The following is a 19,412-nucleotide window of genomic DNA, read 5'->3' as shown; positions in this document are numbered from 1 at the left end:
TTAAAGATCATCAGTAAAATGGCGTTTCTCTTTTTCATTTGAGAACTTTCGTGCATTGTAATCTGCCGATTTGTTTCTGGCAATAGATAAGGTTTTCCACTCTTCATTTTTTCTCATTTTGGCTATAAAAACAATCTGGCCAATATGATAAGGATAATGAGCAAGTTGTCTGTTAATTGCTTCGGTAACAGTGTGCCCATCATTTCTGATATAGATTATCGCATTTAGGTCATCATCGTCAAGCTGATTAATGGCATTTAGCAGGCAATCCCACCCCTTATTCCAAAGCTTTATTAATTCTTCCTTGCTTGTTATTTTAGACTCAAATTCATTATCCCTGTTTCGCCATGGCTTTTCTCCATCTGAAGTTAAAAAGTCTGTGAATCGGGATAACATATTTCCTGACAGGTGATTAACTATGGTTGAAATGCTATTGCTTTCTTCATTGCATTGCCAGAACAGGTCTTGCTCTTGCAGTTGCTCCATTGCTTTCTCTCCGAGTTGCTTATAGTAAAGAAATTGTTTCTTTACACTTTCCAGATAATTGTCCATTCTTTTTAAGTTCTCTTCTTAGTTGCTAAACAGCTTATTAAGATCAGCATATGGTTTTGCATCATCAGCAAAGCTGAATGTTCCTTTTTGAAGTATTTCTTCAACTGCTTTAAAAAAACCACCGTAGGCAGCTCTAACTAAAGAAGAGCCCACACTTACACGTTTTACACCCATATCTTCCAGCATATTAAGCGAAAAATTGTCTCCGGCCAATCCCATAATTACATTTACAGGCTTAGGAGAAACTGCTTTTACAACTGTTTCTATTTCTTCTTTAGTTTTTAAACCTGGTGCAAACAAAACATCGGCACCTGCATCTGCATAGGCAACAAGCCTTTTAATGGTATCTTTAAGATCAGGGCGCCCGTGTATCAGGTTCTCTGCCCTGGCTGTTAGTGTGAAAGGATAAGGTTGGCTGCGTGCAGCTTCAACTGCGGCTTTTATACGATCAACAGAAAGTTCAAAAGGATAAATGGGGTCGTTAGGATCCCCGGTGGCATCTTCAATAGAACCTCCAGACAATCCGGTATTTGCAGCAAGTCTGATGGTTTGTGCACACTTTAAAGGATCGTCGCCAAATCCATTCTCTAAGTCGGCGGATACAGGCAAATCTGTTACATTAATAATACTTTGTACGTTCTGTAAAGTTTGCTCGCGAGTAATAGCGGCATGGCCATCTGGCTTTGCAAGCGAATAAGCAAGACCAGCACTTGTTGTTGCAAGTGCTTTAAATCCTAACGTTTCTAATATTCTTGCCGATCCTGCATCCCATGGATTGGGAATTACAAATATACCGGCTCGTTGATGTAAGGCTCTAAACTCTTCAGCTCTGCATTGAAATGAATTTTCTGTTCTCATACTGGTACTGTAAAATGCTCATGCATAAATTTAATTATTTTATATCACGAAAACCAAACCTGTCTTGATTTGCGTAAGTGTTATCAAATCAAAATCTAAAATGAAAAGAGTAATTCAATCTGTATTTGCCATAATAGTTATGGCATTTTCGACACAAGTTTATGCGCAAAAAAATCCAATGGTTGGCGGTGCGGATATGTATTCGACTAAAGATATTGTTGACAATGCGGTTAATTCAAAAGACCACACCACACTGGTAGCTGCGGTTAAAGCAGCAGGATTGGTAGAAACATTAAAAAGTGCAGGGCCCTTTACCGTATTTGCGCCAACAAATGCAGCTTTTGATAAATTACCAGCAGGAACAGTTGAAACGCTGGTAAAACCTGAAAGCAAAGATGTGTTAACCAGGATATTAACTTATCATGTGGTTGCTGGTAAAATGGATTCTAAAGCAATAGCAAAAGCCATTAAGGATGGTAATGGTAAAGCTGAACTGACTACCGTTCAGGGAGGCAAGTTGTGGGCCTGGATGGATGGCAAGAAATTAGTTCTTAAAGACGAAAAAGGTGGAATGAGTACTGTTACTATTGCAGATGTTTATCAGAAAAATGGAGTTATCCATGTTGTTGATACGGTATTAATGCCGAATTAAGATATATCAGTTTAACTTCGACGAGAAAAACGCCCATACTAGCATGTGAGGCGTTTTTTTATTGTCAGACTGCGCATTGCATATGATAATAAGTACCTCCCATAAATTGCCTTTCGTCCGCGATCTTAAAGCCTAAATTTGTATAGAGCCTTTCGGCATTAGGATTATCCTTACTCACCAATAGCCCTGCTTTAGTGTGTTTTGAGTTAGTCAGCTGCCCTACCATAGCGTTGATTAACTTTTTGCCAATACCTTGCCCCTGTTTGTTTGCGGCAACACTAATACAGTCGATATAGAACTCACCCGGTTGTGTTTCATCTTCAGGGATATCCTTAAAGTTATATGATGATGCAATATAATTCAGGAAAGGTGACCTGAGCAGGTTGAGGTCTGCCCCATCGTAGCCACTAATAGCTCCACAGATACCCGATTCATCTTCATATACAAGCATATTTTCGTAGCTGTACTGATTGCCACGCAAGCCCGCAAAATGCTCAAATAGAGGTATAGCCTTTAAAGGATCCGATTGGCCAACAAACTTTGATGCCAGATCTTCCATTGCATGAATAATTAATCTTGCTATTTGAGGTGCATCTGTGGCTAAAGCTTGTCTTATCATTTCATAAAATTAAATATTTTTTTGTGCTAAATTCTAGTAAGAGCATCTATATTTGGTAGCATTGTTTTTAAGCTAAACAGAATAAACCAAACACAGAAATGAATAATAAAATAATTGCAGGTTCCTTGGTTATTGCATTTTGGCTAAGTACATTTTCAGGAATTGCTCAGGTAAATTTCAATGATAAACCTGAACTGGCGGCTACTCCTCCTATGGGATGGATGACATGGAACTACTTCGCAGATAAGATAAATGAAAAAGATATTAAGGAAATGGCCGATGCAATGGTAAGTTCAGGAATGGTGAAAGCAGGCTACAATTACCTGATGATAGACGATGGATGGCAAGGCGGCAGAGATAACCGTAATCAAATTATTGCCGACCCCTTGAAATTCCCATCTGGTGTAAAGTCACTGGCTGATTATGTGCATGAAAAAGGAATTAAATTGGGTATTTATTCTGATGCGGCGCAGTTAACCTGCGCGGGTTATACAGCGAGTTTGAATTTTGAGGAGCAGGATGCTAAAACATTTGCTTCGTGGGGTATTGATTACCTTAAATATGATTATTGTGATGCGCCTGCAGATTCTGCAACTGCTGTTGTAAGGTATAAAAAAATGGCTGATGCATTAAGGAATAGCGGTAGGGAAATTGCGCTAGGTATTTGCGAATGGGGTAATAGAAAACCATGGCTTTGGGCAAAAAATGCCGGAGGGCAATTATGGCGTACTACTGCAGATGTGCGTGATAAATGGGCTGCATTAAAACCATGGAAAGATCCTAATGATTTACATAGTATAGGTGCCGGGATAATGGATATTGTTGATGTAAATGCTGATCTGGCTCAATATGCTGGTCCGGGTGGATGGAATGATTTTGATATGCTTGTAATAGGCTTAAATGGTAAAAAAGGACCCTCGGGCGACTTAGGTGGTAAAGGTTGCTCAGAGACTGAATATCAAAGTCAAATGAGTTTGTGGAGTATAATGACCGCTCCTTTGGTAGCTACTAATGATTTACGTATTATGAGTGAGGCAACTAAAAGAATTTTGCTGAATGAAGACGTTATTGCTATAAATCAGGATGCGCTTGGTAAACAAGCAGAACGTAAGATTAATAAAGGCAATTGGAATGTTTTTGTGAAGCCGCTTAAAAATGGTGATTATGCTATTGCTATTTTGAATCGCGGAGCATCTGCTGAGTCCCTTAGTTTGAATTGGAAGGATTTAGGGTTGGATGGTTCTTATAAAATCAATGATCTATGGTTGCATAAGGCTGTGGGTAATGGCAAAAAATGGAGTGGCAGGGTATTGAGTCATGAAACTAAGTTGTTTAGGCTGAGTAGTACTGATAAATAAAACAAACAAGGCCGATATCATTATCGGCCTTGTTTGTACTCCGGTCATCCTGAAATAAATTCAAGATGACGACTGCTTTAGTTACCAATTCCTATAACTTTATAAGTGATGTTATCGCCGTCCACTATTTTCTCGTAATAAACACCTTCTTCAGAAACGTAATATTGTGCTCCTTTGATCATCACATCTCTTGTACCTTCTGGCAACTGATTTACAACATCTCCTACCTGAGGTAAGTTGCTGGTGTCGTCTGTAACAGCACCATTGTCGGTATCTAATACACCATCTTTACCTGCCACCACATAAACAGTTTTACCATCAGCATCCACAGTTGTGCTGTAATAAACCCCTTTATATTCGTAATAGGTTTGGCCATTAATAGTGATCTGTTTTGCTTCAGAAGGAATGCTTGGTACCTGAGCACCTACCGGAGGCACAACTACTTTATATCCCTCGTCGTACTGTCTGTAAAAGAATCCTCCTGAATAGTAGAATTGATCTGCACCAAAATAGAATGGGTAATAACCATAAGGCAATACGCTTAAACTGATGCCTAAAAATGGTCTATAGTAATTATAATAGTATCCGTAGTAAGGTCTGCGATAAGAATAACCTGGTCTGTAGTGGTAACCTGGTCTGTAACCATAGCCTGGCCTGTAGCCATAACCAGGTCTATTGGCCGGACGACTTGGTCTGTAATCAGGACGCGATCCACTGCCTATTGATGGCCTTGACGGTCTTGTGCCGCCAGATATATTTCCTTGAGACGGTCTTGATGGTCTGCTTCCCCCACCCGCTGATACATGACTACCGCCACCACCACCACTGCCACGAGAAGATCTTTGTGCTAAAACGTTGTTAGTTGTTAATCCACTGATCAGGATTATAGACCCAGCTATAATTAATGATTTGAAATTCAAGGTTTTCATAATATATTATATCTATATATAACCATAAGACATAATATAAACGAAAAGGATTATTTCTTATTAATCAATTGCTTTAAACTGACAAATTAATGATAATCCAATTCGTTTTCTCCCCCCTCTAATTAAAATTCGCCTTCGATCTCCCATCCTTTTCGGTATTTCCTTCTGATGTATTTATTAGCTTCAGGATAGTTTGGAAACTTCATGTTCTCAGCATCCCATTGCAGCAACTGATCGGGTACACGAATAGCAACGGTACCCAGTAATATAGCCTCGGTCATGGGACCCGACTGTGCAAAATGCGATTCCGTTTTTTCTCCACCCAGGCAGGCATTTACAAAATGGTGATAGTGGTTCCGGCCTTCGATTTTACGCACCTCTTTGTCCTTAAATTTATCTTCCGGCAGCAATATCGGCTTTTCTCCGCCATGCGGGATTAGCAAAGCGCCATCGGTACCGACCAGCAGGGCACATTCTTCGGGATATTTGCCGGGAGTATATAATTTACGGACGTCCTCTGGCGGAAACATCTCACCGTCAAACCATTCAAGGGTCAGCTTTTCAGATTCAGTAAAGGAATTTCCGGGAAAAACCCAGGTGATGTGATCGGCCCATGGCCAGTTCTCTTTTCTTTTGTCAGGCGAATTTTTCCAGCCCTGATGAACTTCCGCCTGTACAGATACCGGGGCTTTTAGTCCTAGCCCCTTCCAGACTGCATCAAAGATATGGCACCCAATATCTCCTGACCATCCTGTTCCGAAATCTTGCCATGACCTCCATTTGGCCTGGTGATATATGCCCGGGGCGTAAGGTCTTACCGGTCCCGTACCCAGCCAGAGGTCCCAGCTTAAGTTTGCGGGCGGGTTTTGTGCAGGCTGAGGTTCTACCATCCTGAATTCTACTGCACCAGATCTGTTTGAGCATAAATAAGCATGTTTGATCTTGCCGATTGCTCCATCTTTGATCAGCTGCACTGCAGTACGGTCACATGCTGATGAAGCGATCTGGGTACCCAGTTGAGTGGTTACTCCTGCTTTGATAGCAGCTTTAGTAAGAGATCTTACTTCAGCCACATCATGGCAAAGTGGTTTTTGGCAATAAACATGTTTGCCTGCCTTGATCGCTTTGTAGGCAATAGAGAAGTGCATGTGATCTGGCACCGAGACATTTACGGAGTCAATGTTTTTTCCTTCCTTCTTTAACAATTCCCGCCAGTCTGCATAGGTCCTGACTCCCGGAATACCTTCAGCTGCCTTTTTTAGGATATCAGCATCAACATCACAAATGGCTACGATCTCTACATCTGGGTGCGACTTAAAATTTGACAGATCATAGCCACCCATCCCACCTACGCCGATACAGGCATGCCTGAGCTTGCCAGCCGGAGCTTTTGCCGAAGCGGTAAAAGCATTCATTAAAAATGATGGCACTATGGCTACGGCAGCAGCAGACATCAAGAAATTTCTACGGGAAACCTGTGGTTTTTGTTCATTTGTGTCCATAAGAGGTATATTTGGTTTAAGCTACTGTCTGGTTACTAGTAGCTTAATAACAAATATAAAAGAAAAACTCACACTTGTATACACAAGTTGAAAAAGAATTTTTTGCTATCTTTATTTCCTCTATGATACATCAAAATCTCCTTTTAATTCTTGCGTTATTTTTTGCCATGGCGTTACTTTACCTGTTAAGTCAACGCTGGAAAATTTCTTATCCTATTTTCCTGGTAATAGGAGGTTTAGCAATTAGTTTTATTCCCGGGGTACCATCAATAAGTGTACATCCAGATATTGTATTTCTTATTTTTCTTCCACCACTTTTATTTGAGGCCGCGTGGTATACTTCCTGGAATGATTTCTGGAAATGGAAAAGATCAATCTTTTTGTTGGGTTTTGGATTGGTGTTAATTACCTCGTTGGCCATTGCTTACTTTTCTGTAAATATTATACCGGGATTTACACTTGCATTTGGTTTCCTGCTTGGAGGAATTATTTCTCCTCCTGATGCCGTTGCTGCAACTTCTGTATTGAAAGGTTTAAATATGCCCAAGAGAGGCTTAACCATTTTAGAGGGCGAAAGTTTGGTTAACGATGCCGCTTCTTTAACTGTATTCCGGTTTGCAATTGCTGCTATTCTTACAGGGCAATTTGTTTTGCAGGAGGCAGTGACTGACTTTTTTGTGTTAGCACTTATGGGGGTAGTTGTGGGGCTTTTTATTGCTCATATTTTGTATTTTGTATTGAGGTATTGGGCTAAATCGTCGAGCATTACTACCCCTATCACATTAATTGCTCCGTATCTGATGTATATTGTTGCAGAAGAGTTTCATTGGTCTGGTGTTTTAGCAGTAGTAAGCGGCGGTTTGTTTCTTTCATTCCGCTCCAACGATTTCCTTAATTATCATACACGTTTACAGGCCAAAGAAGTATGGGCTACAGTAGGCTTTTTATTAAATGGTTTTGTCTTTATTTTGATTGGGCTGGAATTACCTGTTATTGTTGAAGGTTTGGAAGATTATTCTATGGAAGAGGCCATTAAATATGGACTTCTCATTAGCGCCATAGTAATTGTTGTTAGAATCATTCTGGTATATGTGGCTGGATTTATCCCGAGATTTATAAGTGCAAAAATCAGAAAGAAAGAAAAGAGTCCGGGTTTAAAGCTGCCTTTTATCATTGGATGGGCTGGAATGCGTGGCGTTGTCTCTCTTGCATCAGCACTCGCAATTCCCTTAACTTTAGATACGGGCGAAGCTTTCCCACATCGCAATATGATTCTGTTTATCACATTTATTGTAATACTTGTTACGTTAATTTTTCAGGGATTAACATTGCCTTTGTTCCTGAAGTGGCTAAAGATTGAAGAGATAGATGAGGGGGTACCAGAAGAAGATCAGATTGAATCAATACGTTTGCAACTTGCCAGGGAGTGCGTTGAGCATCTTGATGAAAAATATAGTAATGAGATGAGCCAGTTTGAAACAATTGCCAGAATTAAAGAGCAGTTGGAACGGAGCATCAGGGCAACTGAGCGTACATTGCTTGAGCAAACGCAAAAGGAAGAAGTTGGCTCAGTGAGGAAACTCTATAGAAAGATCATGCTTGAGTTGGTTACACTAAGGAGAGCTGGCCTTAAAAGACTCAAAGCTACTAAGCAATATGATCATGAAGTGCTGCGCGATATGGAGGATAACCTTGATCTTGAAGAGGCAAGGTTAAACAAACACTAATTGAGTTGTATTATTCTTCTATAACTATGTGAGATTTATCCACTCCAAGATTTTTAAGATTATCGACCATTGCTGCGGTAAATGCATCTGGCCCACATATGTAATACCACTTTTCTCGATTACCAATGTATTTTTCTAGAAGATTCTGGTCAATTATCCCACTTTGTGTTTTCGGGTCTAACGGATCTTTTAATACATCAATATAATTGTCCCCAAGCAAATATTTTAACTCGGTTTTGTGTATGATATCGCTCTCATTATGGTTGGCAAATAATAGTTTGTTTCCCTGCAGTGAGCCATCAAGTTTAAGTTGTCTGAGTATTGCTAAAAATGGAGTGATACCTGCGCCACCTGCAATAAATACACCTGAACCTTTGTAATTTATGGTTCCAAATACATCATGGATGATTAATTCATCTGTTGGATTTAGAGAAGAGAGTTTGTTTGTTAAACCATCATGGTCTTTATAAATCTTGATGGTGAACTCAAGGTATTCTGCCTGGTTAAGAGAGGTAAAAGTAAATGGACCAACCATAGATTTTAGTGCTGGTTTGTTAATAGCTACATCGGTAGCCTGACCGGGTATAAAAGTATAATTGGCTGGTTTTTCGACGGTAAACCGCTTTACATTATGCGTGACGTTTTCAACGCTCAATATTTTAACAATGTGTTGATTTGTGTTAACAGGCTCTTCCATAGCTACGGTTGTTTACTTGTGTTGGAGATGCGTCAACTTTAAAGCATATAAAATTATGCTGTTTTATGATCAAGATAAAAAAAATTTGAGATCATTTTGCATTAAATCCTTTAATTATTAAGGCATATAAATACGCAAAAAGCATATATATTTGGGCTCAAATTTTAGAAATACATTTTTATGGCAAAGGCATCCGAAATTAAAGTGGGAAATATTTTACGTTTCAATAACGAACTGGTAACAGTTATAGAGTTCTTACACCGTACACCTGGCAAAGGTGGCGCTTTTTACTTAGGTAAATTTCGTAATATTAAAACTGGAAGAATTGTTGAAGCACGTTTAGGAACTGATGAGCAGGTTGAAATTTGTCGTGTTGAGACTAATGATTTCCAATATTTATATGAAGAGGGAGATTATTTTGTGGTAATGGATAATGTTAGTTTTGAACAGTTTAATGTACCTAAGTCACTATTCGGACCATCGGCAAAGTTTATTAAGGAAGGAATGGATGTAATTGTTTCTTTTGAAAGTGAAGAGCCAATAATGGCTCAGGCTCCAAACTTTGTAGAACTGGAAATTACATATGCTGAGCCAGCCGTTAAAGGCGATACCTCTTCTGGAGCCTTGAAGTATGCTACTACTGAAAATGGAGTAGAGCTGAAGGTGCCTCTGTTTGTGAACCAAGGTGATAAGATAAAGGTGGATACACGCACCGGAGAATACGTTGAACGCGTAAAATAAGATTCAAAAGTTTTTCATTACAAGCGGCTTACAATGGCCTCATTCGATATTCGATTTAACGCAGAGATGTGCTGATCGAATATCGATTTTACTAAATTTCCGCTCAAAAAACCATTCAAATACTCATAACCTGTATTTGATAACTAAGGTGCTCCATTCACATGTTTTTCTGGAAATAATAGCGATCTATATTCTAATTTTAGAGCATAATCTAATCGCCTATTTGCTATGAAAAATCTAAAATCCAAGAACAACAGGAAACCGTCTGACCCTGATCTTATTTAAGTACGCCTTAAATTGACATTGTCATCTTTGTTACCCTAAATTTTATCTGCCAACACGGATTACTCCGTATGCCTTTGCAGGTAGTATTTAATAGATAATTAATTGATTTCTCTACTAAACGAAGCTGATATGAAAGATCCTAAAACATCATCATACTTTGATTTTTTAAAACACTCGCGAAATAGGCTTGGTGTGCAATTTTCAGAAGCAGAAAGGATCCTTCTGCACTTTGATAGTGAATCATTGAATAATAATTTTTTTCCTTCAATTTATTATGTAAGTGATTATATCGAAAACTCCAACTGTTTCAGACCATCTCGTACAAGCCATTTTTTAGGATATTCTTATGAATTTTTATTAAAGGCGGACTTTCTATTCCTAAATAGAATCAGAAACCGGGAGGATATGAAAATTTTTGATGAGCAAATATTCCCAGATCAAATGGCTTTTCTAGCCAATCGTAAGCAGGAAAAAGATGTGAAATATACTTTCACTACAAACTTTCGAATAAAAAATGGCGATGACTCATGGTCATCAGTAGTACAGTGTACGCACTATCTTTTTAATGAGTATTATAGAATGCCGATAGCTTCTGTTAATTCACTTACTGACCTAACCTATTTTAAAAATGATTCGAAAATTAATCATTTAATAGAAAGGCACGAGGCTGGTGGTGAGAAATCAGTGATTGAGAACAAGTCTTATTTCCTGCAGAAAACAGAAGATATACTCAGTAAACGGGAAATTGATGTTTTGAAATTAGCAAGTCAGGGAATGGGAAGTAAAGAGATTGCAGACCAGCTTCATATCAGTATCAATACCATTAATAATCACAGGAGAAATATGCTCATGAGGTCAAAATGTAAAAACTTCCTGCAGCTTGTAGATATCGCGGTTAAAAACGGCGTGCTTTAAGTTAAAATAAGCTCTAGTTATCTATTAAATATTGCAGCAAGTAATCTGATGTGTGTTTTATATTTAGATCATAATCCTTTGCCATAACTGTTAAGGCCGTAATGGGTAAGGAAATTAATCCATTGGGGATATTCATCTGTTCCTTGCTCCAATATTTTTTGTACAATTCCAATGCGCTTAATAGTGTCTCATTGAAATCTTTCTCATCGTTCATGAAAATTGGAGTAAACATATCTATCACAGGGCCATCAATAAACAAAGCGTATTCATATGTTGGCTCTGGCATTTTATCTTTTTTTATTTCATTTGCTGCGGCCAAAAGATTTTGTCCGTGAGGTTCTCCTTTAACGAATAAGCGTTGTAGAAATTTGGCAAATAATAGACTATAGGCCCCTCCTTTGGTTCTTTTCTTTTGATTAACAAAATCTAAATCAATAGCACAAAATGCATGTACAATTTGCATTTTTCGTCGGGCCAGGGCGGCCATATAGCCTGTTATCCAGTTTTGCTCAGAAACGGAATAATCTACATCCTCAGGTAAAATCTGGTGCTTAGTCCCTGTTAAATTAATTTCAATTGAGTTACCTATGTTTGTGGCGATTTGATATTTCGCTAATGATGCATCTATAAATAGATCCAAGTAAAATAGCTGCTTATCAACTGGGTATTGTAAGGAAGCAGAATAGCAAAGGTTTTCGAGAGATAACCTTTCAAGTCCCCTTATAACCAAGTGGTTATTACTTAGTTCCTTAAGGTATAAATTGATGTTCTTGTCGTTGAGTATTACATTGTTTTCTACAATTTCCTTATTAAACGAATGTCTTGTTATGTGCATGATTTAATAACTATTTAATATCAAATTTTTTAATTTCAATCGGAGCAAGATTACCGTTAGCATCGATTTTTTGTGATACCTTATAATAATCCAGTTTACCCTGATCAAGTGCAGTTTCAATTTTTGCTGCAATTTCAGCATCCTTGCCTCCCCTTGCCTTCATTTCTTTTATTGTCTCTTCTAAATAAGGTCTTGTGCCCTGTTCAGCAATTTCGCCGCTGCTCACCTTTTTGCTTCCTACATCAGAGCTTCCCCCCTTTGCCTCGACCACGGATACCCTATCAACAACCTCAACCTTGCCGGTAGCTTCATCTATATAGACAGACTCACTATAAACCTTATCTAAGGTACGACTTCCTTTACCAGTATAATCAGGATCAAGACCGAATTTTTCCTTCATTGCTAAATCAGCGGCCTCTTCTCCTAATTTCTCACTCTTGTCTATTACTTTTTTATTTGCCTTATTATATTCTTCTGATCCTTTAGGATGTTTGTCTCTTTCAATTATTTCATCTGCTCTTTCTTTCTGTGTTTGTTTTAGTTTTTTGGCTTCATCAGTGGTCATCCCACTTGTATCTATTTTTTCTACCTTATCTTTTGGTTTTGTAGATGTGGGATCCTGCTCATATTTGGCTTCAACATCTATTTTTCTTGGAGTCTTCCCATCAAAATCTTTAAACGTTTTCGACTCTGGATCATATACGCGCTGATTGCCTTCTGTTGCTCCATTTTTCACGTAGGTAGGCTCGCCCTCACCGTTAAGACGCCAGTGGTAACCAGGTTCCGCATCTGGTAACCCCATGTCCCGTGCTTTTTTTCCGCCTGCGCTGAAGCTGTCATATTCTAGCTTCTTGATTTTCTTATCGAATGCCTCCAGATCTCGCATCACCGCCGGATCCTCTGGTGTTTTAGCCATTCTTTTTCTTATCGCCTTTAATTCTTCTGCCAGTTGTGGATTTTCCTTCAGCATCTCACTGTGACTGATCTCATAAACTTTGCAATTAGAACATTCTACTATATGACCTTCTTTATCGGCTTTTAAAGCGTGACCGTCTTCTGTTTCCCCTTTAGATACAACACCCTCGTCATTTTGAGCTTTTTTGGCAAAGTCTTCTCCTTTCTGTTGATCAGGCGTTTTAGCTTCTGGCTCAGCAATTGGTTCAGCTTCCGATTTTACTTTTGGTTCTGGCTCAGCAATTGGCTCAGGCTCAGTTTTTACCTTTGGTTCTGGTTCAACCTTAGTTTCTGGAACTTTGGTTTCCGCTTCTGGTTTTATTGGGGTATCAACCTCAGATGCGGTTGGCTCTGTATTTGTTTTTGCATTTTCGGTGGCTTTTTCTTTAGGAGCACCGGGTTTTTCTTCCCCTCCTAATCCAACTTTCTCTTTAAGACCACCGATTTTTTCTTTCATTCCGGCCCTGCCTTCATTAAATCCTTCGCTGGCTTTGGCAAGTCCCTGTCCAAATTTGCTGTCTTTTAAAGCTCCGGCTGCCCCTTTAAATCCTTCCGCTACCTCAGGCAACAATTTGCCTATAACAGTACCTAGTTTTTTGATTCCAGCCAGCAAGCCCTGTGCAATTTTGCCGCCTATTGCACCCAGTAATAGAAGAGCTACCATTACACCAAGGGTTAAACCACTATTGGCAATGCGCTGATAGGCATATAATATTCTATCCCGACCAGTTTTAACTTGTCCACTTGCATATTGCCTTGGTCCATCTTCTGCTTTTGCGGCATCGGCATGTACCTCTCCTGCTGTTTTTTCTTTTGCAGGTGCAGGTGGTGGCGGTGTAGATTCTACTCCATCGTCCTCGGTTACAGAAAGATCATAAACAGATTTGGCAATTACGGCTGTTTCGGTAACAATCATTGATGCCATGATTCCTTCCCCTATAGCTATTCCAACTTCAAAACCAGCCCCTGCGCCAGGAATTGCACCGGCACCTACTCCAAAAATACCGCCCAGAATTGCACCGACCACTGTACCTCCAATAACTATCCAGCCGGCAAAAGCACCGATGGTCATGTTCAATGCCTGCATCCACTCGAGGCCACCATCAATCACTTTACTAAACTCACCATCCCAAAGGTCGTTCCACATCTGAGGAATTAATCTCCAGAGTTTAGGGGCGTCATCATATAATGGACTTTTGTCTGCAAATGGGTTAATTAAGAACCAAATCATCTTTTTGGCCTCTTCCCACCAGTTGCCTATTAAGTGGTTGATGTTTGGAGTAAGATATTTCATTATCCCGGTAATGTGTTTGGCTGTTGCCAAACCAAATAATGCCAAAGCTTTTTTGACTTCACTTTCGGTACTACCGGGTATGTCTTTAATGTAAGGCTCTAGAAACTCTTTTGCTTTTTCTTCTAATATTTCGGGATGATCCCAGATTAGAAGAAATCCATCAATCATGGCTTTAAATAATTTGTATTGCCTTTCAATATCATTCAGAAAGGCCATTACCTTAAGGAAACCGACAACAATAACTTCGATAACAGAAAGTGCGACAGTAAGGGCTTTTTGTACAAAGGCCAGGGCAGTATCAACGAATTCAGCAAATGCATCTATTATATCTGATACTATCTGTTTAAACCGCTCAAAAGCTTTATTTGTTGCGGTGACTGCAGTATCCACAGCAGCATCAATTTTAGTGTTAATTGCATCGCGTATGGTAGGAAAAGCTGCAAAAGCGATATCAACAAAACCCTTTAATATAACACCAAAGCCTTTTATCAAACCAACGACTGCTTTGCGAGCCAACTCTAAAGCAGCCATGGCAAGTTTTTTGGCCTGTTCAAAAACCCATTTAAGTGCAGCCCTAAGCTTATCGAAAATAAAGTTTACAGCTCTTTTTAAACCGTCTATAAGTGCAGAAGCAGCATCAGCCAACCAACCAAAGAAACCTCCACTCTCTTCTTCCGATTTTTTCTTTTTATCTTCTGCCTCTTGCTTAGCTGCCGCGGTTTTTTCTGCAGCTTCTTTATTGGCGTCATCATAATGTTTTTTTGCTTCGGTATTCCCTTTTTCAGTTTCCTTGCCAATTTTACCAATATGCTCTATCGCGCTATTTGTAGCTTTTGTTTTGAAATCGGTTTCTGTGGCATCCAGTTGTTTTTGCCAATCAATTCTGGATTCTGCAACCTGTTTCTGTGCGTTTTGTTGGGCTTTGTTTTGCGATGTTTTCGATTTAATCGTTTCATCACTAATTTGTTCATCCGTTTTTTGTTTCTCAACAATCAATTTTTGTTGATAAGCGGCTTCATCCTGTTGATATTTTTGCGATTGCTCTCCTATTTTTAGTGAGGCCTGGCCTGCAAGTGATGCATCAAGCCTTGCTGCGATCTCTGGTGATAGGTTTGATCCGGTGCCTAATGTTGTAGAATTCACACCCTGTGTTTTTTTGAATCGATGCTTACTTTTTATTTTTTCTTTTCCAGGTTTTTGTATTACATCATTTTCGCCAAAATCATTTTGAATTTCTTTCTGAGCATTGTTCTTTGCTATTAATAGATCTGCTGTTTGTTCTTCCTGTTCTTCAGATAGATTATTTATGCTGGCTTCACCTGTTAAAGTAAGTTCAGGGGCAGCGCCTAATTCATCCGGCAAATTGCTGGTATCTAAATTAATGTTACCCAGTTCATTTTGAGCTGCTCCTGTTATGTTTTCAGATCCCTCGCTATTTCCAAATCGTGATAAAAGTCCTGAAGGAACAAATCTTGCTTGTGGAGGAATAGCAACTTCCTCTACAGCCGGTGGCTGCCAATCGCCTTTGCCTTCAAATTTATTTTTAACTGTTGCGCTGGCCTTTGAGGCAATGTGTTTTGCCTTTGCTTTATTATTTTCGCCATAAGCACTGCCTGTACTTTCTGCAACGGTAGGCACAAGTTCTAAAGCTTTGTCTTTTTGCATCTGCATACTTTGAGATGAGATGCCTTTTGCCTGATTTAATGTTTCTGGTAACTGGGTAGCCGGAGTTGATTGTAGGATAACCAACATATCGCCAGGATTATCCGTTGCTGTTATAGTTGGTTTTTCTTCTGCTAAGCTTTCTGCTGCAACACCTTTTGCGCCAGCTGTTTTAGGAGTATCATTTCCTATTGGTGAAGTTGCCGGTTTTTCTGCTGTTTTAGATGTTGAAGTGGCAGCCTTACTAATACTGGATCCACCTTTGGATGACTCATCCGGCGGAAGAGTTTGAGAACCCTGATTATTAGCCGTTCCTGAAATATCCTTTTTATAAGTTTCATTTTTCTGCGGCTCAATCTCTCCGGTTTGTGTGGCTTTGGCGGCAGGATCAAAGGTTGTGTCTTGTTTCCTTTGCACAGCCTTATCTGTAACAGGGGCAGTTTGCTGTAGAACATGTGTAAGTTCGTGTGCAAGTAATCGTTTACCATCATCGGTTTCCGGGCGGTATTTTCCCTCGTTGAAATAGATGTCGTTTCCGGTGGTAAAAGCCTGGGCATTAAGTTCCCTGTTCATTTGTACCGATTCTTGCCCCGAATGTATTTTTACTGAACCAAAATCTGCACCAATCCTGTTTTCCATAAAGGATTTAGTTTGGTTATCCATAGCGGAGCCATTACCCCTGCTATTTTCTATTGAGGAAGTTAGATGATCACTAACTTTAAACTCACCATTACTTTTTGTTTGAACAAAGGGAGTAATATTTGTAGAAAGAGGTTTTTTATGGATGGTTTCCTCTTCCTCACATGCGGCACATTTAAGTTGGACAAAGTTTGCACTGCTTGAACGCATAACTTTATCAGCAACAGCATCTGCCTCTTTTTCAAACGGATCATCAGGACCACCAACATTCAATTTTGTTTGCAAAAAGAACGAGGCTTCGCCATCGGCCTGCAAGAGTTCATTTTGTTGCAGACTCTCCTGTCTGGCAGACGCAGCAGGTGCAATAATAGGTTCGGAAACAGAATCTTGTTTCACTTTAATTTAAATTGATGTAATATGGAGTTATGGATACTGAGCCAGGAAATAAGCGTAGATATTAGGGCGAAGCGCTTTTAAAGTAGCTGGCTGATTAATGTACATAGAAAATGCTTCGGCAAAATATTCACTTTCTGAAGTTTTTGTTGCAGCATATTCACTCATCCCCTTACGCAAGCCACCATCTTTTCCTAATGCTTCTGTAAAACTGCCTTTTGCCTTATCAGCGCTTAAGGCCTCACCTCCTTTTCCGCCAGAACCTTCATTTGGCCTATTATCTAGTGCATGACCAAATTCGTGGGCCATTATAAATGCTTTTTGAGGCAATGTAGCGCTGAAAAAATCACCATAAACTGTAATTCTTCTCTTCCAATCCGTACTGTCTTTAGGCTTGATCTGACTATATTCTGCAGACTCGTTTTTGGGCCCTTTTGGGCTTTGTCCCAAATGGACAGGTATACCCGTGGCCTTGCTTAAAATGGCTGTTGGCACTATATCTAAAGCTTCTAATACCTGATCAAATTTTGAGTCGCTCATGGTCTTTGATAAATCGGCTAACGGATCGCTTGTTACAGGAACTGCATTAGTTATCTGGTAGGTCGTTTCATACCTCTGGCGCCTTTGAGCTGGAGTTTCAGTATTCGTACGAGCAGTAAAATTGCTCAGTTTTTCTACAGCTAATTGAACGTTTTTCATTTTATTGGCCCCCTTTCCACTAACATCGAACTCAGTTGATGTGAATCGAACTATAGCATCAGGACCTTTTATTTTTGCATCTGCCGGATTTGTTTCTCCACTCAGATCTACGTGTTGTACCGTAGAAATATTGGTGATGGCGGCCTCTGTTGCATCTTTGTTTAAGTTAAAATTATAAAGTATCAATGCTCTCATTGCACTTTCAACCCACGCCTCTGTCGGATCAAAACCTTTTACTACATATGTAACATTGTATCCTGAGCGCACATCTCTAACAATACCTTTCTGGAAAAACAAAGAAATGTTTGTTTGAAGATTGAAACCGATATCGTAACGGATGTTCTGTCTCGTTGCTGCATCATATGATTCGAGATTTTGCACGGTGTCCTCTCCTGGCATTGGTGAACGTTGTATTGTATTTCCGTTTTGTTGTATGGTATGTGTTAACTCATGAGCAAGTAGATGCTTACCCTCTGCAGAATTTGGTCGATACATATTTTCATTAAAATAGATATCCTTACCAACGGTGAATGCCCGGGCATGCAATGAGGCAGAAAGTTGACTGGCATCAGTTCCACTATGGATATTAACGTCAGAAAAGCCGGTTCCAAACCGGCTTTCCATAAAGCTTTGTGTCTCTTTATCCATTTGCATTCCGGTACCCCTTGATGCCTCAATTTGCTCGTTAACTTCTGCTTTTAGTTTTGGCTGGTTGCGGTAAATCAGCTGATCAGTTGAATTACTTTTACTGTCTTCATTTTGAAATGATGCAGGTTTGGGAGTATCAGCATCTTTTGTGTGTTGATTTGCAGTGTTGTGCGATTTGCCTGTACCCTTCATAGTTTATTATTACCAGTCACTGCTACCGCTCTCTGGAGCTGTAGTTACTCCAGCCCCAGTCCAGCTAATTTCTTCGTCCCAGTTCCACCACATATATTGGGGCTCCATGCCACTTAGCGGAAAATAGCTTGCAAATCTTCCAAATGATGATTGATCCATTGTATTGTACATCCAAACCCTTATTGTAGCAGTGTGAGATCTGCAGTTAATGGAATCTACAGTTACATACAGGCCGAAAGAACCAATTGAACATGTATATAAATCCATGGATTGTACACTAGGCCCCACTAGTCTTGAGCTTTGATAAAGTATAAAGGCATTTCTACACGTCTCGGGATCTGTACCTGGAGGGCTTGAAACCCAAAGTGGATAAGCATTAGGATCTGTTACAGGAGGCTTGGTCATTCCGGCGTGCCATGAAGAGTCTGTTCGATGGCTGGCTGCCCACGCTGCACAATCCGATGAAATATTTGCTTTTATTGAATTAAGTCCATCAATTACAGGTTGCCAGCCTCTAACTATTGTAGTGTAGTTATCACCTTCGGGCATATCCCATTGCGTAGCACTAGAGAATGGGGAAAAGAATTCATCTAATATTGCTCCAACGGTAGTTCTTTGAACCAATCTTTTACTTTTTATAGATGAATCTTTCCCTTGTTGTAGGGTATGAGTCAACTCATGAGCAAGCAAATGTTTTCCCTTGTCGGACTGTGGCTGATATTCTCCCTGATTAAAATAAATATCGTTTCCAACGGTAAAGGCTCTAGCGCTAAGGTTGTTGCTTAATTGTACCGACTGATTGTCTGTATGAATGTTAACATCGCTAAAATCACTTCCGAAACGGCTGCTCATAAAGCTATTTGTTTCCGTATCCATTTTACTTCCGGCACCGCGCGAAGATTCTATGGCATCTGAAACCTGATTGCTTACTGTTGAACTATTTTCAGCTTTTGCCTGGATACCTGTAGTTATTCCAGCAACTAAAGGTTTTCGCTGTGCTTTCTCTTCTTCTTCGCAATGGCTGCATTTTCGCTGAATGAATGAACTTTTGGGCATACGCATTACCTGATCTGCCATTGCGTCGGCTTCATCTTCCAAAGGATCATTAGGCGATCCTACCGTCAGTTTTGCTTGAAAAAAAATGTCGGCACCGGTTTTATCAGCAGCAACTTCACTTTGCTGTAGCATCTCGTCTTGATGAGCTGCTGCCATTGGTGTTACAACAGACTCTGATACGGCAACATCTTTCATAGCCTAATAT

At 39.7% G+C, this 19,412-nt stretch carries 15 protein-coding genes; 5 read left to right on the top strand and 10 right to left on the bottom strand.

The window, feature by feature from the left end:
• On the bottom strand, nucleotides 1–552 hold the full coding sequence (locus AC1DDK_RS15885; RefSeq protein ID WP_172662917.1) for a DUF1572 family protein: 552 nt from the start codon (nucleotides 550–552) through the stop codon (nucleotides 1–3).
• Nucleotides 553–570: 18 nt separating this feature from the next.
• Nucleotides 571–1,410 carry an isocitrate lyase/PEP mutase family protein gene (locus tag AC1DDK_RS15880; RefSeq protein WP_337716222.1) on the bottom strand — a complete coding sequence of 280 codons (840 nt, stop codon included), beginning with the start codon at nucleotides 1,408–1,410 and terminating at the stop codon, nucleotides 571–573.
• 100 nt (nucleotides 1,411–1,510) lie between these two features.
• Between AC1DDK_RS15880 and AC1DDK_RS15875 the strand changes: the two genes are divergently transcribed.
• Nucleotides 1,511–2,062, top strand: coding sequence for a fasciclin domain-containing protein (locus tag AC1DDK_RS15875; RefSeq protein WP_172662915.1), 552 nt, complete (start codon nucleotides 1,511–1,513; stop codon nucleotides 2,060–2,062).
• Nucleotides 2,063–2,126: 64 nt separating this feature from the next.
• Here AC1DDK_RS15875 and AC1DDK_RS15870 read toward each other — a convergent pair whose 3' ends face one another.
• The gene (locus AC1DDK_RS15870; protein WP_288879328.1) at nucleotides 2,127–2,681 is read right to left on the bottom strand and encodes a GNAT family N-acetyltransferase; all 555 of its coding nucleotides are present in this window, start codon (nucleotides 2,679–2,681) and stop codon (nucleotides 2,127–2,129) included.
• 98 nt (nucleotides 2,682–2,779) lie between these two features.
• On the opposite strand from AC1DDK_RS15870, the gene AC1DDK_RS15865 reads away from it, so the two are divergent.
• The gene (locus AC1DDK_RS15865) at nucleotides 2,780–4,039 is read left to right on the top strand and encodes a glycoside hydrolase family 27 protein (RefSeq protein WP_288879327.1); all 1,260 of its coding nucleotides are present in this window, start codon (nucleotides 2,780–2,782) and stop codon (nucleotides 4,037–4,039) included.
• Nucleotides 4,040–4,116: 77 nt separating this feature from the next.
• On the opposite strand, the gene AC1DDK_RS15860 is transcribed toward AC1DDK_RS15865, so the two are convergent.
• Nucleotides 4,117–4,968 carry a DUF6515 family protein gene (locus AC1DDK_RS15860; RefSeq protein WP_288879326.1) on the bottom strand — a complete coding sequence of 284 codons (852 nt, stop codon included), beginning with the start codon at nucleotides 4,966–4,968 and terminating at the stop codon, nucleotides 4,117–4,119.
• 122 nt (nucleotides 4,969–5,090) lie between these two features.
• Entirely contained in the window at nucleotides 5,091–6,470 is a 1,380-nt protein-coding gene (locus AC1DDK_RS15855) for a Gfo/Idh/MocA family protein (RefSeq protein ID WP_288879325.1), read from the bottom strand.
• A 122-nt stretch (nucleotides 6,471–6,592) separates the two neighbouring features.
• Between AC1DDK_RS15855 and AC1DDK_RS15850 the strand changes: the two genes are divergently transcribed.
• Entirely contained in the window at nucleotides 6,593–8,197 is a 1,605-nt protein-coding gene (locus tag AC1DDK_RS15850; RefSeq protein WP_288879324.1) for a Na+/H+ antiporter, read from the top strand.
• 10 nt (nucleotides 8,198–8,207) lie between these two features.
• On the opposite strand, the gene AC1DDK_RS15845 is transcribed toward AC1DDK_RS15850, so the two are convergent.
• Nucleotides 8,208–8,894, bottom strand: a complete 687-nt coding sequence (locus AC1DDK_RS15845) for an FAD-binding oxidoreductase (protein WP_288879323.1) — start codon at nucleotides 8,892–8,894, stop codon at nucleotides 8,208–8,210.
• A 180-nt stretch (nucleotides 8,895–9,074) separates the two neighbouring features.
• Here AC1DDK_RS15845 and efp point away from each other — a divergent pair, with 180 nt between their 5' ends.
• Both efp and AC1DDK_RS15835 read left to right on the top strand, forming a co-directional pair.
• On the top strand, nucleotides 9,075–9,635 hold the full coding sequence (gene efp / locus AC1DDK_RS15840) for an elongation factor P (protein ID WP_048905497.1): 561 nt from the start codon (nucleotides 9,075–9,077) through the stop codon (nucleotides 9,633–9,635).
• Nucleotides 9,636–10,325: 690 nt separating this feature from the next.
• The gene (locus tag AC1DDK_RS15835) at nucleotides 10,326–10,835 is read left to right on the top strand and encodes a response regulator transcription factor (protein ID WP_172662911.1); all 510 of its coding nucleotides are present in this window, start codon (nucleotides 10,326–10,328) and stop codon (nucleotides 10,833–10,835) included.
• Nucleotides 10,836–10,848: 13 nt separating this feature from the next.
• On the opposite strand, the gene AC1DDK_RS15830 is transcribed toward AC1DDK_RS15835, so the two are convergent.
• The 4 genes from AC1DDK_RS15830 to AC1DDK_RS15815 are packed head-to-tail and all read right to left on the bottom strand — an operon-like array spanning nucleotide 10,849 to nucleotide 19,402.
• A complete protein-coding gene (locus tag AC1DDK_RS15830) occupies nucleotides 10,849–11,670 on the bottom strand; it encodes an immunity 49 family protein (RefSeq protein ID WP_288879322.1) in 822 nt (273 codons plus the stop codon).
• A 10-nt stretch (nucleotides 11,671–11,680) separates the two neighbouring features.
• Complete coding sequence (locus AC1DDK_RS15825; protein WP_337716220.1) at nucleotides 11,681–16,615, bottom strand: eCIS core domain-containing protein; 4,935 nt, start codon at nucleotides 16,613–16,615, stop codon at nucleotides 11,681–11,683.
• A gap of 27 nt (nucleotides 16,616–16,642) precedes the next feature.
• Entirely contained in the window at nucleotides 16,643–18,151 is a 1,509-nt protein-coding gene (locus tag AC1DDK_RS15820; RefSeq protein ID WP_337716217.1) for an eCIS core domain-containing protein, read from the bottom strand.
• A 9-nt stretch (nucleotides 18,152–18,160) separates the two neighbouring features.
• Nucleotides 18,161–19,402, bottom strand: a complete 1,242-nt coding sequence (locus tag AC1DDK_RS15815) for an eCIS core domain-containing protein (protein WP_337716215.1) — start codon at nucleotides 19,400–19,402, stop codon at nucleotides 18,161–18,163.
• Between the last annotated feature and the right edge of the window lie 10 nt (nucleotides 19,403–19,412).

Source organism: Pedobacter sp. 05T44, assembly GCF_056395985.1.
Note: the sequence above shows the minus strand (reverse complement) of the source record. Positions and strands in the feature narration are given on the sequence as shown.

Bases quoted from the DNA above. Each gene is read 5' to 3' on its own strand.
- AC1DDK_RS15885 (WP_172662917.1), bottom strand. From the start codon at position 552: ATGGACAATTATCTGGAAAGTGTAAAGAAACAATTTCTTTACTATAAG.
- AC1DDK_RS15880 (WP_337716222.1), bottom strand. From the start codon at position 1,410: ATGAGAACAGAAAATTCATTTCAATGCAGAGCTGAAGAGTTTAGAGCC.
- AC1DDK_RS15875 (WP_172662915.1), top strand. From the start codon at position 1,511: ATGAAAAGAGTAATTCAATCTGTATTTGCCATAATAGTTATGGCATTT.
- AC1DDK_RS15870 (WP_288879328.1), bottom strand. From the start codon at position 2,681: ATGATAAGACAAGCTTTAGCCACAGATGCACCTCAAATAGCAAGATTA.
- AC1DDK_RS15865 (WP_288879327.1), top strand. From the start codon at position 2,780: ATGAATAATAAAATAATTGCAGGTTCCTTGGTTATTGCATTTTGGCTA.
- AC1DDK_RS15860 (WP_288879326.1), bottom strand. From the start codon at position 4,968: ATGAAAACCTTGAATTTCAAATCATTAATTATAGCTGGGTCTATAATC.
- AC1DDK_RS15855 (WP_288879325.1), bottom strand. From the start codon at position 6,470: ATGGACACAAATGAACAAAAACCACAGGTTTCCCGTAGAAATTTCTTG.
- AC1DDK_RS15850 (WP_288879324.1), top strand. From the start codon at position 6,593: ATGATACATCAAAATCTCCTTTTAATTCTTGCGTTATTTTTTGCCATG.
- AC1DDK_RS15845 (WP_288879323.1), bottom strand. From the start codon at position 8,894: ATGGAAGAGCCTGTTAACACAAATCAACACATTGTTAAAATATTGAGC.
- efp (WP_048905497.1), top strand. From the start codon at position 9,075: ATGGCAAAGGCATCCGAAATTAAAGTGGGAAATATTTTACGTTTCAAT.
- AC1DDK_RS15835 (WP_172662911.1), top strand. From the start codon at position 10,326: ATGAAAATTTTTGATGAGCAAATATTCCCAGATCAAATGGCTTTTCTA.
- AC1DDK_RS15830 (WP_288879322.1), bottom strand. From the start codon at position 11,670: ATGCACATAACAAGACATTCGTTTAATAAGGAAATTGTAGAAAACAAT.
- AC1DDK_RS15820 (WP_337716217.1), bottom strand. From the start codon at position 18,151: ATGAAGGGTACAGGCAAATCGCACAACACTGCAAATCAACACACAAAA.
- AC1DDK_RS15815 (WP_337716215.1), bottom strand. From the start codon at position 19,402: ATGAAAGATGTTGCCGTATCAGAGTCTGTTGTAACACCAATGGCAGCA.